Genomic DNA, 13,790 nt, shown 5'->3' on the forward strand with positions numbered 1-13,790 from the left:
GTCCACACGTACTTCGCCTCGGACCCGATGGCGGAGAAGGTCCGGCGCACCGCTGCCGACCTGCGGGAACTCGGCGACCAGGTAAGGGCGGACGAGCTGGAAGGCCGGCTGAAGGCGGCCCGCCAGGAGGCCGGCCGCACCCTGCGCGACCGCACCGAGCTGTACGCGGACGGCGGGGACACGATCCGGCTCGGCCGCCACCGCTTCGCCGTCGCCACCCGGGAGCCGGAGCTCACCCTCGTCCCGCACGGCGACGGCGCCATGGCGTTCGCCCTCACCGGCACCGACTACCGCGCCCCGGTCACCGACCCGGCGTTCGCAGCCGCCCGCCCGTACTGGTCCCAGACCCTGGTTTCGGAGTCGCCGCAGGTCTACCGGGCGGAATACCTCGCTGCCCGGGTCCTGGCCGCACACGGCGCCCGGGCCCTGGCGGAGACCGACGCCGCCGCACTCGCCGCTCTCGTCCGGCACTCCGCAGAGGCCGGGTACGACGAGGGGTACGAGCGCGGCGTCCACGACCACGACGCGACGGCGATCCTCCAGGTGGTCCTCCGGCTGGCGGACACCGCCGGGCAGTTGAGTCACCGCGCCGAGGCCCGCGCCGCGGCCCAGCTCTTCTGGACGTACGGCACGACATCCGCCGACCGCGAGACCTGGGCCCGCCAGGCGCGCTCGCTGGTACGCGCCCGCGAAGCCTTCGGCACGGTCCACGACCTGGACGCCCTGCGCACCGAACTCGGCGCCGCACTGGCCGGGTTCGACGCGGTGACTCCGGTCCTGGGCGCGTTCCACGCCACGGATCCCGCCCCGGACAAGCTCGGCACCACGGCTCCCGCCCCGGGCGAGGTACCTGCGTCGGCCTGCGCCGCCTACCTGGTGGAGGAGCTGGCCGCCGGTGCGTCCTTCGCCACGAGCGCCGCGGCCCGCACCTTCCTCGACAAGTTCCGCCGTACCGTCGGCTCCTGCCCGTACGACGAGGACGTGCATGCGCACCTGGCGGCAGGGCAGCTCGCTCCCGCGCTCCGTGTCGTCAGGGGCTGGCTCGCCTCGTACGCCGCCGCGTCCGGCGAGGACCTCGACCCCGGCGACCTCGCGGAGGCCGTCGCCGTCGAGCTCTGCCCCGACCTGCCGCGCCACGACGTCGACGCGCTCCTCACCGCGACGGTGCCCGGGCTCCTCGGCTCCCATCCGCGCATCGACCGCCGCACCCGCGCCCTCCCGCTGCGGCTCGACGAATTCCTCGCCCGTACGTCCGACTTCACCGGCCGTACGGCACCCGGATTCGCCGCGTACCAGAAGCTGCGCACCACTCTCGTCGGCGCCGAGCGGGACCGGCTGCGGCTGGCCGAGTTCCGGCCGCGGGTGATGTCGTCGTTCGTCCGCAACCGGCTCGTCGACGAGGTCTACCTCCCGCTCGTCGGAGACAACCTCGCCAAACAGCTCGGCGCCGCCGGGGAGGGCCGACGCACCGACAACAGCGGTCTGCTCCTGCTGCTGTCGCCGCCCGGCTACGGCAAGACGACGCTGATGGAGTACGTCGCCGAACGCCTCGGCATGCTGCTGGTCAAGGTCGACGGGCCGTCGCTGGGCCACGACGTCACCTCCCTCGACCCGGCCGAGGCCCCGAACACGGCCGCCCGCCGGGAGGTCGAGAAGATCGAGTTCGCGCTGACGGCGGCCAACAACGTCCTCCTCCACCTGGACGACATCCAGCACACCTCGCCCGAGCTCCTCCAGAAGTTCATCCCGCTGTGCGACGCGACCCGCACCCTGGGCGGCCACGACCTGCGCGGCAAACGCTTCGCGGTGTGCATGGCGGGCAACCCGTACACCGAATCGGGGCGGCGCTTCCGCATCCCGGACATGCTCGCCAACCGGGCCGACGTCTGGAACCTCGGCGACGTACTGACCGGCAAGGAAGCGGCCTTCGCGGCCAGTTTCGTCGAGAACGCGCTCACCTCGCACCCGGTGCTGGCCCCGCTCGCCGGCCGCGACCGCGCCGAGCTGGACCTGCTGGTGCGGCTGGCCGAGGCCGACCCCTCGGCACGCACCGACCGGCTCACTCACCCCTACGCTCCGGCCGAACTCGACCGGATGCTCGCGGTGCTGCGGCACCTGCTGACCGCCCGTCGGACCGTCCTCGCCGTGAACGAGGCATACATCGCCTCCGCCGCGCAGACGGACGCCTCCCGTACCGAACCGCCGTTCCAGCTCCAGGGCTCGTACCGCAACCTCAACAAGATCGTCCAGCGGATCAGTCCCGCCATGAACGACACCGAGCTGACCGCCGTCATCGACGACCACTACACCGGCGAGGCCCAGACCCTCACCACCGGCGCGGAGTCCAACCTCCTCAAACTCGCCGCCCTGCGCGGCACACTCACCCCCGCGCAGACAACCCGCTGGTCAGAGATCACCGCCTCGTACGTACGCGGCCAGGCGCTCGGCGGCGCCGCGGACGACGGACTCGGACGCGCGGTCGCCGCACTCGGCCTGCTCGCCGACCGCGTCGCCGCCGTCGAATCGGCCATCGTCCGCGCAACCGGCCCCCGCCACCTCCTCCACCCCACCCGGGCCAACGGAAGTGCGGAAGCGCCCGCAGTACATGAGGCTTGATCACAATCCGCTCGATCCGCCCCACAGGAGCCCGAAATGCCCCAGAACAAGACCGATCGACCCAAGGCAGGCTTCAGCCCGCCCCCGCGCTTCGTCGTCGGGATCCTCCTGGCCGCGCTCGCCCTGTGGTTCGTCCTCATCAACACCCGTACCGCGCGCATCCACTTCTGGATCCCGTGGGCCGAGGCCCCCATGTGGTTCGTCCTGGCCGCCACGTTCGCCGCGGGGGCCGCCACCGCGCTGCTCCTCGGCCGCCGGAAGAAGTAGGCACGGCAGACCGGAAACAGCAGGCGCGGCGGGCCGGAAGAAGCAGGGCGCAGCGGACGGCTCTCGGACGGTTACGCCGCGAAGCCCACGTTCGTGACGTACTCGTACTGACCCCACTGGCTGCCGAGGTCGACGATCGTGTCCGTCCAGGCGTCGTCCAGGCCCTGGTGGTCGCCCGCCGACCACGATTCGACGATGCGGTCCCAGCGGCGGACGTTCATCGTGCGGTGCTCGACGACCCGGCTGAGCCGCTGGTCGACGCGGGACTGGTTGATGGGGTGGATCTCGACGCGAGTGCCGCGGCCCTCGCGGTTCAGGCGCCTGAGGAGGTGCTGGGCGACGTTCTGCCGACGCACCACACGGTAGGCGGCGTCGATGCGTTCGAGGTTGGCGCGGGTGGGGGTGCGTTTGCCGTCGAGCCAGGCCTTGAGGGTGCGGTCGGTAACGGTGAGGCCGGCGTCCCGGGCGGACTGTCGGGCGTGCGGGGTTTTGGTGAGGTAGTGCAGACGGGCCATCAGACCGCGCTTGGCGGTGACGGGGGTGACGATGCCGCCCGCGAGCGCGTCGAGTTGGCGCGCCACGGCGTCGGTGCCCTTGATCCCGCTGGCGCCGAACTTCCCGAACTCGATATTCCGTTCAGGCATTGCGCTACCTCTTCCTCCCCGGCCGTCCGTGTCGGCTCACCCTACTCGCGGCACCCGCGAAGCCCGCGACGCGCGGCCATGCGTGCGGAAGCCGCCCGGCCGCACGGCCACCCGGCCGCACAGGCGCACAGGCGCACAGGCGCACAGGCGCGCGCCCGGCGCCGCACGTCACCGCACGTCACCGCACGTCACCGCGCGTCGGCGAGCTCCTGCAGCAGCAGCCGCTTGGGTCTGGCGCCCACCATCGACTTCACCGGCTCGCCGTTCCGGAACACCATGAGCGTCGGCATCGACAGCACTCCGTACACGGCTGCCGTCCCCGGGTTGGTGTCCACGTCCAGCTGTACGACCTTCAGCCAGTCGCGCTCCTCCTCGGCGATCGCGCTGAGCACCGGGGCCAGCTGCCTGCACGGGCCGCACCAGTCCGCGGTGAACTCCACCAGTACCGGGAGGTCCGCCCCCAGTACCTCGTCCGCGAAGGTCGTGTCCGTGACCTCGTCCACCCCTGCCGCCTTGATCATCTTCATCCATCCCCTCAGTCGGTTCGGCCGGTCGGCCCGTGGGCCGATCCGTGGGTCAGTCCGTGGGTCAGTCCGTGAGCCAGGTCGTGAGTCAGTTCGCAGCGCGGCTCCGGCCCGTCCGGAAGCTCGGCCTCCGCACGTACCAGCTGGGATCCGACCTGCTCGCGCACCGTGCGCAGCTCCTCGATCAGTACGTCGAGCTCGGCGAGCTTGCGCCGGTAGACGTCGAGCGAGGCGGGGCAGGAGTCCCCGGCCGGGTGCCCGGCTTGCAGACACTCCACGAACGGCCTGGTCTCCTCCAGGCCGAACCCGACGTCCTGCAGCGTGCGGATCTGTTCCACCAGCCGCAGGTCGTCGTCGCCGTACACGCGGTATCCGTTGACCGCGCGCCGGGCGGGCAGCAGCCCGCGGGCCTCGTAGTACCGCAGGGTCCGGGTGCTGACCCCCGCCTTGTCCGCCAGTTCGCCGATGCGCATGGGTACGACGCTAGACGTTGACGCCGACGTCAAGGCAACGGCTCAGGGCGAAGAGGGGCGGGGCGAAGAGGTGCCGGGCGAAGAGGGGCGGGGCTGCTCCGGAGCCGTCCCGCGCTCGGCCCTCGCCATGATCTCGGCGACGACCTCGGTCTTCGCGTCGGCGTAGTTCTGCATGAACCGCCATTCCCGCGCGGCGAGCCGGAGCTTCGTACGGCCGTAGAGGTCGCGGTCGGCGGCGTCGCCGCGCAGATGGTCGCGGAAGCGGAGCATGCGGGCGGTCTCGGCGCAGTCGGGCGGAAAGACGTGCAGGTTGGCGTTCGGGAGGGCGGCGCTGAGCCCGGACTTCTTCAGGACCCGGTGCTCGTACCAGTCGGGCTCCCGGATGGCGAGGACGTAACCGAGCTCCTGGAGGCGCGGCACGTAGGAGTCCTCGTCGGCGGGGTCGGGGACGACGAGCACCAGGTCGAGGACGGGCTTGGCGGGCAGCCCCGGCACGGAGGTCGACCCCGCGTGGAAGAGGCCGAGGGCGTCGGGCAGTTCGCCCCGAATGCAATTGGCCTCCGCCTCGTACACGAGGGGCCAGGCGGGATCGTACGGATCGATCCGGATCCGGGCGTCGAGGATCTCGGGGGCGCCGACGTTGGCAGCACGGATGGCTTCCTCGGACATGGGCATGGCAGCCGGGTCGCACGACCGGCCGGGCCGGCCCTGCCGCTCTGGTCGGCCCTGCCGCTCTGGTCGGGCTGGTCGGTCGGGTTGGCCTGGTCGGTCGGGCATGAGCGTCTCCCACTGGACGGCGTACAGGACGATGCCCACGCTACGAGGCCGCCGCCCACCCGGATTCACCTCTCGGAAACACCCACCGGGCAGAATCCCGCCCCATGAAGACCGGCATACGCATCGAAGAAGTCGCCTGGCAGGACCCCGACGCGGCTGCGCTCCGCGCACAGCAGCGGGCCGAGATCGCCGTACGGTACGGAACCCCGGACAGCGAGCCCGGAACGGCGCCGTCCGCCACGGACATCGCGGTGTTCGTCGTCGCGCGCATCGACGACGGAACCGCCGTCGGCTGCGGAGGCCTCCGCGACCTGGGCTCCGGCATCGGCGAACTCAAGCGGATGTACGTGTCCTCCGCCCACCGGGGAGCGGGTGCCGCGCCCCGGATCCTGACCGCGTTGGAGGAGTGGGCGCGGGAGCGGGGCTGGACCCGGCTGCGGCTGGAGACGGGCCTCGCCCAGCCCGACGCCGTCCGCTTCTACACCCGCTCCGGCTACCACCGCATCCCCAACTTCGGTGCGTACGAAGGCCTGTCCACCTCCCTCTGCTTCGAGCGCGGCCTCTTCCCCGCACCGGCCGGGGCCCCGGGAATCCGATAGGGGTGTTCCGGCATGCGAAATGCGGAGGCAGCGCCTCGTTCGCGCGTGCGAGACTCCGCGCATGTTGGGTGTAACTGATCTTCCGACCTACCTCGTGGGTCTCGTCCTGATAGTGCTGCTGCCGGGACCGAATTCGTTGTACGTACTGTCCGTCGCGGCCCGCCGGGGCGTCCGCTCCGGGTACACGGCGGCGGCCGGCGTCTGGTGCGGGGACGCCGTGCTGATGGTGCTGTCGGCTGCGGGCGTCGCCTCCCTGCTCCAGGCGAACGCGCTGCTGTTCGGCATCGTGAAGTACGCGGGCGCGGGCTATCTGACCTGGCTCGCGATCGGCATGATGCGGGCCGCGTGGTCGATGTGGCGCACACGGCGCGAGGCCGAGCCGGACCCGGCTGCCGGGGCTGCCGGAACCGCCGGGGACGTCAGGAGTACGGGATCCACCGCGTCGGCCAGGCAGGAACGCCCGTACCGCCGCGCCCTGGTGATCAGTCTCCTCAATCCCAAGGCGATCCTCTTCTTCATCTCCTTCTTCGTGCAGTTCGTCGATCCGGCCTACGCCTACCCCGCCCTCTCCTTCGTCCTGCTCGGGGCCCTCGCCCAACTGGCGAGCTTCCTCTACCTCACCGCGCTGATCTTCAGCGGCACCCGGCTCGCCGCGGCCTTCCGCCGCCGCAAGAGGCTCTCGGCGGGGGCGACTTCGGCGGCCGGGGTGCTGTTCCTGGGGTTCGCGGCGAAGCTGACGCTGGCGAGCGCGTAACGCCCGCGGCCCGGCCCAGGTGGCCCGGGCCGCCCGGGGTGGCCAGGGGTGGCGCCGGTCAAGGGCGCCTGGCCACCCACAGCAGCCTCGTCGTACGGACCGTGAGGTCGTCGCGTCGCAGGATGCTCTCGGGCCCGTCCCCGTCGAGGAGGACGGTGAGCGCGGCGAGGTCGTCGGCGCTCAGACCGTCTTCGAGGTGGTCGCGCAGACGGCCCAGGGTCGCCCGGGCGTAGCGGCCGGTGGCGGCAGGCAGCGGGGCGGTCAGCCGGATGTCGAAGCGGCGTTCGGCCTCGACCGTGAATCCGGCGGCTGTCAGCCGGGTGCCCCAGTCGTCACCGAGGTGCGGTACGGCTTCGGCGTGCTGGTCGGCGAGCGCGGCGTGGCAGCGTTCTTCGAGCCCGGGCCTGCCGAGGTCCGCTTCGAGCTCATCGGACAGGAAGCGCGGGAACGGCGACGCCTCCATCTCCGCGACGGCCAGCAGCCCGCCGGGCCGCAGCGTCGCGAAGACGTCGGCGAGCGCCCGGTCCGGGTCCGCCATGTGGTGGAGCGAGGCGGAGGCCCACATGAGGTCGACGGGGCCGAGGCCCTCCGGCCAGTCCGCGTCCAGGTCCGCCTTCACGGTACGGATCCGGCTCTCGCCGATCCCCGCGTCCCGCACCTTGGCGGTGACGCGGTGCAGCATCTCCTCGGAAACGTCCACGGCAACGGCGTCGGCCCCGTCGAAACGGCGGAGCAGCGCCAGGGTGCCGGTACCGGTGCCGCTTCCCAGGTCGAGGATGCGGCGCGGGGGCGCGTCCGCGGTCAGCTCGCCGAGCAGGTCGGTCACCTCGGCGAGGTACGAGTGGAGGACCTCGGCGTCGAGGTCCAGGACCTCGGCCAGGCCGGACTGGTCGGACTCGGCTGAGTGGCCGGAGTGGCCAGAGTGGCCGGAGTGGGAGTGGCTCCCGTGACCGTTCCCATGGCCGGTGCCGTGACCGTTCCCGTGGCCGTTCCCGTGCTGCAGGCTCTGCTTGTCCTGGTGATTTCCCATGAATCGACCATACGTCTCACTTGCGCATACGGCATACACTCTTGCGTATGACGCAAGACGGTGATCTCGACAACCTCGTACGCAAGCGGATCAGAGGCCTCCGCGTGGCCAAGGGCTGGTCGCTCGACGACCTCGCCGCGCGCTGCTACCTGAGCCCCTCCACCCTCAGCCGCATCGAGACGGGCCACCGCCGGATCGCCCTCGACCAGCTGACCCCGATCGCCCGCGCGCTCGGCACCTCCCTCGACCAGCTGGTGGAGACGGTCGCCGACGAGGACGTGGTGATCCGGCCGCAGCGCGACGAGGCGCACGGCGTGACCAAGTGGCTGCTGAGCAGGGAGGCGGGGCCGCAGGGTGCGACCGTGGCCAAGATCCGCGTCACCCAGCCCGCGTCCCGGCGCCCTCCGGAATCCCTGGGCGTGCACCCCGGCAAGGACTGGTTCACCGTCCTGTCCGGCACGGTCGAACTGGTCCTGGGGGACCGGACCATCCTGGTCGAGGCGGGCGAGGCGGCGGAGTTCTCCACGATGATTCCGCACGCCTTCGGAGCCCACGGCGGCCCGGCCGAGATCCTCTGCATCCTCGACCACGACGGCCGGCGCACCCACCTGCGGCCGAAGCCGTGACGGGCTGAGGGACTGACGGCTGACGGCTGACGGCTGACGGCTGACGGCTGACGAGCAGACGGCTGACGGGCAGACGGGCAGACGGGCAAACGGGCAAACGGCTGCCCCGTTCCCGCACTCTTTGTGCGCGTCCATGACATTCGTACGGGCACTAGGCTGACCACTCTCCGCACACCCCGCCACGTCCCGCCCCACCCGCCCCCTCTCCCCCACCGCTCCGAGGAGAAGCCGCCTTGACCTCGCGCCCGGCGCGCCCCCGAAAGCAGCAGTTCCTCGTCACCCTGCTCCTTCTCGGGTTCGCCCTCTGGATCACGGGAATCTGCGTGTCCATCGCCCATGAACCGCCGGAAGGCTCCCCTTCGGCGCGCGCCCTTCGCGACGACGTCGCCGCTTCCGTACGGGACCAGGACGCGGACCGGCTGCAGAACCTCTTCCTCAAGGACAGCGCCGCGGACGCGTACGCCCAGGACCTGCTCGACCGGCTGAAGGACTCCCGTCTCGAAGGCGCACCCGTCACCCTGGAGTCGGCCCACGACCGCCGATTCCTCCGCATCATGGGCGCCGCCCCCGGCGGCCCCGGGTGCGTGGCGTGGGAGATCACGCAGCAGGACGACCGGTGGTACGTGGACGGCATCCCGCCGGTGACCGGAGCCGGCTCCCTCTGCTGAGATTTCGCTGCCGGGCGCAGAGGCTTCCGCCACCCCGGAGCAGTCAAGTCCGGTTGCGGCGGCGGGCCTTGGGGAGCGGGATCGGGGCCGGGGACGTGCCCGGGACGATGGTGTTGGAGACCGAGCCGAGGGCTTCGACGGTGAGGGTGACCGTGTCGCCGGGTTGCAGCGGCGGCGGGCTCTGTTCGCCCCGTACGCCCCAGAGCTCGGCGAGGCAGCCGCCGTTGCCGCAGGTGCCGGAGCCGAGGACGTCGCCGGGCATGACGTACGTACCGCGTGAGGCGTAGGCGGTCATCTCCTCGAAGGTCCAGCTCATGTGGGCAAGGCTGTCCGCACCGACGATCTCGCCGTTGATCTCCGCGGTGAGCGCGAGGTTCAGGAAGCCTTCGCTGTCGCGGTACGGGGCGAGGGCGTCGGCGGTGACCAGACAGGGGCCGAGGGTCGCTGCGCTGTCCTTTCCCTTGCAGGGGCCGAGGCCGACCTTCATCTCGGCGGACTGGAGGTCGCGGGCCGACCAGTCGTTGAAGATCGTGTAGCCGACGATGTGGTCCCTGGCCTGCTCGGGGGTGAGGTCCCGGCCCTCGCGGCCGATGACGGCGGCCACTTCGAGTTCGAAGTCGAGGGCGTGACAGCCCGGCGGGACCGGCACGTCGTCGTACGCGCCGACGAGCGCGTACGGGTTGGTGAAGTAGAAGGCCGGCGCCTCGTACCACTGCTCGGGAATTCCGCTCGCGGAGTCGACCGAGCGGCGGACCCCCGCCACGTGCTGCTCGAAGGTGACGAAGTCGCGGACGGTGGGCGGCCGGAGGGGCGGGAGCAGCCGTACGTCGCGGACGTGCGGGCCCGGTGCGGCGGACGCGAGGGCTGCGGCGCCCGCCGTGTGCAGGGCTGCGCTGCCCTCTCGTACCAGGTCGAGGAGGGTCGTCCCGTCGGGCAGGGGGTGGAGGTGGTCGGTGTCGGAGAGTGCGGCGGCGCGGCCCGGGCCGTCACCGTCGTCGTACGTGGCGAAGCGCATGCGGGACTCCTTCCGAAGTCCGGGGGGAAGAGGAGGGAGCGCGGTCAGACCGGCGGGGCCGTGAAGACGCCGCGGTCGACGTCGTTGAAGGACTCCTTGGCGACCAGCTCGTTCATGGGGTTGGCGGTGCCCCACTGGTCGGTGACCTCGGGCTGCGAGAAGTCGTAGACGTGCGGGTGCCAGGTGTCCTCGTCGAGCTCTTCGAGCTCGGTCGTGTACTCGACCGTGTTGCCGTGCGGGTCGAGGAAGTACGTGAAGGTGTTGTCGCCCGCGAGGTGGCGGCCGGGGCCCCAGATCTTCTGGGTGCCCGAGCGCATCACGCGTCCCGAGCCGCGCATGTACTCGTCGAGGCCGCGCATCTCGAAGGAGATGTGGTGGAGGGAGGTGTGCGGGCCCTGGGCGATGGCCATCGAGTGGTGCTGGTTGCTGATCCGCATGAAGTGCATGACCTCGCCCATGTGCGGCGAGCTGAGCGTGTCGGAGAGCGCGAGGCCGAGGTGGCGCTCGTACCACTCGCGGGTGCGGTTCAGGTCCGGGGAGTTGAGGACGACGTGGGAGAGCCGGACCGGAATGGCCTCCTTCTCCTCGATGCGGCGGTGGGTTCGGGCCTCGACGTCGGCGGAGACCTCGATCGTACGGCCGTCGATGTCGAAGAAGCGGAATCCGTAGCCGCCGCCGGGGGTGGTGAGCGCGCCGGGCCGGGAGATCAACTGCACGCCGGAGGCGAGGAGTCGGTCGGCGAGGGTGTCCACGTCGGCGGCGCTCGCAGCCCCGTACGCGACGAGGTCGAGGCGCTTCTCGGCGGCCTTGCGGAGGCGGAGGACGTAATTCTCCGGGGAGCCTTCGGCGGCGAGGAAGGAGATGCCGGAGTCCTCCTCCGTCTTCGTCAGGCCCCAGACACCGGAGTAGAAGTCGAGCTGCTTGTCGTAGTCGGGGACGGCGAGGTCGACGTGGCGGAGGTGGGTGAGGAGGCGTCGCATGGGGTCAACCCTTCGGGAGGCGGGCGGGAAGGAGTGCGGTCGCGTTCGTTCCTCGTACGGCGTGGAAGTCGGCGTCCGGGAGGTCGGCGGCGCGCAGGGCAGCGAGGGGGTCGTCCGTCCCCATGTCGAAGGGGAAGTCGGAGCCGAGCAGTACCCGGTCGGGCCCGGCGGCGCGGACCAGTTCCTTCAGTACGTACGGATCGTGGACCAGGGAGTCGAAGTACAGCCGGCGCAGGTAGCTGCTCGGTACGTGCGCACAGCCGCGACCGGCGTCGGGGCGGGTCCGCCAGGCGTGGTCGGAACGGCCGATGTGGGTGGGGAGGTAGCCGCCGCCGTGGGCGGCGATCAGTTTCAGGTCCGGGTGGCGGTCGAGGACGCCGGAGAAGATGAGGTGGGAGAGGGCGACGGCGTTCTCGGTGGGCTGGCCGACGGTGTTGGAGAGGTACCAGCGGTCGAGGCGGTCGTCGAGGGTGCAGCCGAAGGGGTGCAGGAAGAGGATCGCGCCGGTTTCGGCGGCGCGGGCCCAGAGGGGTTCGTAGGCGGGGTCGGAGAGGTCGCGGGCGGGGGCAGCCCTCGCGACGGTTGAGGCCCCCGGTCCGTGTGCTCCTGGCGCCTGTGCTCCCGGCGCCTGTGCTCCCGGCGGCTGTACTCCCGGCGCGTGCGAGGAGATCTCGATGCCGAGGAGGCCTTGGGCGAGGGCGTGGTCGAGGGCCTCGACGGCGAGCTTCGGGTGCTGGAGGGGCGCCAGGCCGAGACCGTACAGGCGGGTGGGTGCCTGGGCGCAGTGGGCGGCGGTGGCGGTGTTCGCCGACTCGTAGACCGTCCGGGCGAGTTGCTCGTCGGCCCAGTAGTGGTAGTGGGAGGGCGAAGGGGAGACGAGCTGGATGTCGACCCCGGCGGCGTCCATGGCGGCGAGACGCCGGGTGACATCGGTGAGGAGGGGGATGCGGTTGCGCACCATGGGTCCGCTGACGGCAAGGGCTTCGGGACCGTTGCGACGGGCATCCAGTCGACGGGCCTCGTCGCACGCGGGGTGGCCTGCCACGGCTTCTTCGACGGAGGGGACGAGGAGGTGGGCGTGGACGTCAACGGTGGGCGTGGAAGCGGGGGCGGGAGTGGAGGCCGGGGCAGGGCCGCCCCCGGGGACACGTACCGCCCCCGGAGAAGCGGCGCCGGTTGTTGTCGCAGGCGTCAAGGGAGTTCCTTCAGCAGGTTCATGGTGCGGCCCATCAGGCCGGGGACGTCCGCGTCGCGGACCCGGTCCAGTTGCCACTGGCCGAGCTGCACGGACGCGTCCACGACGGTGCGGACGCGGGGCATCCGGCGGTCGCGGTAGGCGGTGAGGAGCTCGTCGTTCCAGGTGTCCTGCGCGGTGAGCAGTTCGGCGAGGACCGACGCGTCCTCCAGGGACATCGCCGCACCCTGCGCGAGGGTGGGCGGGCAGACGTGCACCGCGTCGCCGACCAGGACGACCCGGCCCCGGTGCCAGGCGCCCTCGACCAGATGGCGGTCGAACCAGGCGTAGTTGACCTGCGCCGGGTCGGTGATCGAGTCCCGGATCGCGGGCCAGGCGCCGCCGTAGCCCGCCGCGAGCCGGCGCATCTCGTCGGCGTACGAGGCCGGGTCGAGCGAGGCGCGGTCGCGGGCGTCCTCGACGAGGAACGCGTACAGGGTGTCCTCGCCGGTGGGAGAGAAGCCCGCGATGTAGGCGGGGCCGCCGTAGGCGAGGTGGGCGCGGGTGACGCCGACCGGGCGGGGGGCCGGGGTGCGCCAGATCCCCATGCCGGTGGGGACGGGCACGTCGGGGATGCCGATCTGGGCGCGCGTACGGGAGTTCACGCCGTCGGCGCCGACCACGAGGTCGTAGGAGGCGGTGGTGCCGTCGCTGAAGGCGGCTTCGACGCTGAAGGCGTCCCCCTCGACCTCCTCCTGCGTCAGCTTCTCCACCGTGCGGCCGAGCAGGACCCGTGCGCCGGATTCCCGTACCGCGTCGATCAGGATCCGCTGGAGCACGGGGCGCTGCATCCCCAGCGTCGCGGGCAGGCCGTCGCCGCCCGTGCGCACGTCCTGCTGCGTGAACAGCTCGGTGCCGTCGGGGGCGTCGACGGTGACGCCGTCCGTACTGAAACCGTGGGCACGCACCTCCTCCCAGACGCCGACGTCGCGCAGGACGCGCAGCGCATTGCCCTGGAGGGTGATGCCGGAACCGACCACGTTCCAGTCCTCCTTGGCCTCGACGAGATCCACGGCGAGAGAGGCCTTGCGGAGGAGGACCGCGAGGGCATTGCCTGCGGTCCCGCCGCCTATGACGAGGACGGTGCGGGGACGGGTCGTGGGCATGTGTTCCTCCGGAACGAGGGCGAACGGGATGCGGCCGACGGGATACGGCGGGCGGGAACGGTGAACGGGATACGGCCGACGGGATGCGACGGAAGGGAATTCAACGCCGGACGGGAACCAGGCGTACGGAAATCACTGGATCACTGGATCACTGGATCACTTGACCGCGATCGGGTTGACCGGCGATCCGACCGCCCCCGTGATCGGCAGCGGTGCCGCCGTGAGCCAGAACTCGTACACTCCGTCGCCCGCACAGTCCCGGGCCAGCGCGTCGAGATCCCACATCTCGCCGATGAGCAGGCCCATGTGGGGGATCGCGACCTGGTGCAGCGGCTGGAAGGCGGCCTCGAACTCGTTCGGCCGCACCTCGAATCCCCAGGTGTCCGTGGCCACCGCCGCGATTTCCGTACGGTGCAGCCATCCGGCTGTGGTGAAGGAGAGGCCGGGAGCGGGCCCGCCCGCGTAGTCGCCCCAGCC

15 protein-coding genes and 1 pseudogene are annotated in these 13,790 nt (G+C 71.6%); 6 read left to right on the forward strand and 10 right to left on the reverse strand.

Annotated features, from left to right (window positions below; translation table 11 throughout):
* Together ACWGIG_RS28290 and ACWGIG_RS28295 are read left to right on the forward strand one after the other, a co-directional pair.
* A partial coding sequence (locus tag ACWGIG_RS28290) for an AAA family ATPase (protein ID WP_453324512.1) occupies positions 1-2,616 on the forward strand: 2,616 nt, incomplete at its 5' end.
* Between the two features lie 36 nt (positions 2,617-2,652).
* The gene (locus ACWGIG_RS28295) at positions 2,653-2,883 is read left to right on the forward strand and encodes a LapA family protein (protein WP_453324513.1); all 231 of its coding nucleotides are present in this window, start codon (positions 2,653-2,655) and stop codon (positions 2,881-2,883) included.
* Between the two features lie 71 nt (positions 2,884-2,954).
* On the opposite strand, the gene ACWGIG_RS28300 is transcribed toward ACWGIG_RS28295, so the two are convergent.
* The 4 genes from ACWGIG_RS28300 to ACWGIG_RS28315 all read right to left on the reverse strand — a co-directional run bounded on the left by ACWGIG_RS28300 (position 2,955) and on the right by ACWGIG_RS28315 (position 5,199).
* Positions 2,955-3,527: a transcriptional regulator gene (locus ACWGIG_RS28300; RefSeq protein WP_453324514.1), complete on the reverse strand. Its 573-nt coding sequence runs from the start codon at positions 3,525-3,527 to the stop codon at positions 2,955-2,957.
* Between the two features lie 188 nt (positions 3,528-3,715).
* Positions 3,716-4,048 (reverse strand): thioredoxin, encoded by a 333-nt coding sequence (gene trxA, locus ACWGIG_RS28305; protein WP_453324526.1) that lies wholly within the window; start codon positions 4,046-4,048, stop codon positions 3,716-3,718.
* 14 nt (positions 4,049-4,062) lie between these two features.
* Positions 4,063-4,524 (reverse strand): MerR family transcriptional regulator, encoded by a 462-nt coding sequence (locus ACWGIG_RS28310; RefSeq protein ID WP_453324515.1) that lies wholly within the window; start codon positions 4,522-4,524, stop codon positions 4,063-4,065.
* A gap of 42 nt (positions 4,525-4,566) precedes the next feature.
* Positions 4,567-5,199: a GrpB family protein gene (locus ACWGIG_RS28315; protein WP_453324516.1), complete on the reverse strand. Its 633-nt coding sequence runs from the start codon at positions 5,197-5,199 to the stop codon at positions 4,567-4,569.
* 206 nt (positions 5,200-5,405) lie between these two features.
* Here ACWGIG_RS28315 and ACWGIG_RS28320 point away from each other — a divergent pair, with 206 nt between their 5' ends.
* A complete protein-coding gene (locus tag ACWGIG_RS28320) occupies positions 5,406-5,900 on the forward strand; it encodes a GNAT family N-acetyltransferase (protein WP_453324517.1) in 495 nt (164 codons plus the stop codon).
* 61 nt (positions 5,901-5,961) lie between these two features.
* Positions 5,962-6,654 (forward strand): leucine efflux protein LeuE, encoded by a 693-nt coding sequence (gene leuE / locus ACWGIG_RS28325; RefSeq protein ID WP_453324518.1) that lies wholly within the window; start codon positions 5,962-5,964, stop codon positions 6,652-6,654.
* Between the two features lie 58 nt (positions 6,655-6,712).
* Here the strand turns inward: leuE and ACWGIG_RS28330 are convergent, their stop codons facing one another.
* Positions 6,713-7,684 carry a class I SAM-dependent methyltransferase gene (locus ACWGIG_RS28330; RefSeq protein WP_453324519.1) on the reverse strand — a complete coding sequence of 324 codons (972 nt, stop codon included), beginning with the start codon at positions 7,682-7,684 and terminating at the stop codon, positions 6,713-6,715.
* 47 nt (positions 7,685-7,731) lie between these two features.
* Here ACWGIG_RS28330 and ACWGIG_RS28335 point away from each other — a divergent pair, with 47 nt between their 5' ends.
* Together ACWGIG_RS28335 and ACWGIG_RS28340 are read left to right on the forward strand one after the other, a co-directional pair.
* Positions 7,732-8,310, forward strand: coding sequence for a helix-turn-helix domain-containing protein (locus tag ACWGIG_RS28335; RefSeq protein WP_453324520.1), 579 nt, complete (start codon positions 7,732-7,734; stop codon positions 8,308-8,310).
* 233 nt (positions 8,311-8,543) lie between these two features.
* Complete coding sequence (locus ACWGIG_RS28340; RefSeq protein ID WP_453324521.1) at positions 8,544-8,978, forward strand: hypothetical protein; 435 nt, start codon at positions 8,544-8,546, stop codon at positions 8,976-8,978.
* 43 nt (positions 8,979-9,021) lie between these two features.
* Here ACWGIG_RS28340 and ACWGIG_RS28345 read toward each other — a convergent pair whose 3' ends face one another.
* The 5 genes and pseudogenes from ACWGIG_RS28345 to ACWGIG_RS28365 all read right to left on the reverse strand — a co-directional run.
* A complete protein-coding gene (locus tag ACWGIG_RS28345; RefSeq protein WP_453324522.1) occupies positions 9,022-9,993 on the reverse strand; it encodes a fumarylacetoacetate hydrolase family protein in 972 nt (323 codons plus the stop codon).
* Between the two features lie 44 nt (positions 9,994-10,037).
* Positions 10,038-10,973 (reverse strand): VOC family protein, encoded by a 936-nt coding sequence (locus tag ACWGIG_RS28350; protein WP_453324523.1) that lies wholly within the window; start codon positions 10,971-10,973, stop codon positions 10,038-10,040.
* A 4-nt stretch (positions 10,974-10,977) separates the two neighbouring features.
* Positions 10,978-12,168 carry an amidohydrolase family protein gene (locus ACWGIG_RS28355; protein ID WP_453324524.1) on the reverse strand — a complete coding sequence of 397 codons (1,191 nt, stop codon included), beginning with the start codon at positions 12,166-12,168 and terminating at the stop codon, positions 10,978-10,980.
* Positions 12,165-13,313, reverse strand: a complete 1,149-nt coding sequence (locus ACWGIG_RS28360; RefSeq protein ID WP_453324525.1) for an FAD-dependent oxidoreductase — start codon at positions 13,311-13,313, stop codon at positions 12,165-12,167. Before ACWGIG_RS28360 ends, ACWGIG_RS28355 begins: the two co-directional genes overlap by 4 nt.
* Before the next feature lie 156 nt (positions 13,314-13,469).
* Positions 13,470-13,790 (reverse strand): annotated as a pseudogene (locus ACWGIG_RS28365) (cyclase family protein); the annotation flags it as partial.

The organism is Streptomyces sp. NPDC054863 (assembly GCF_053610825.1).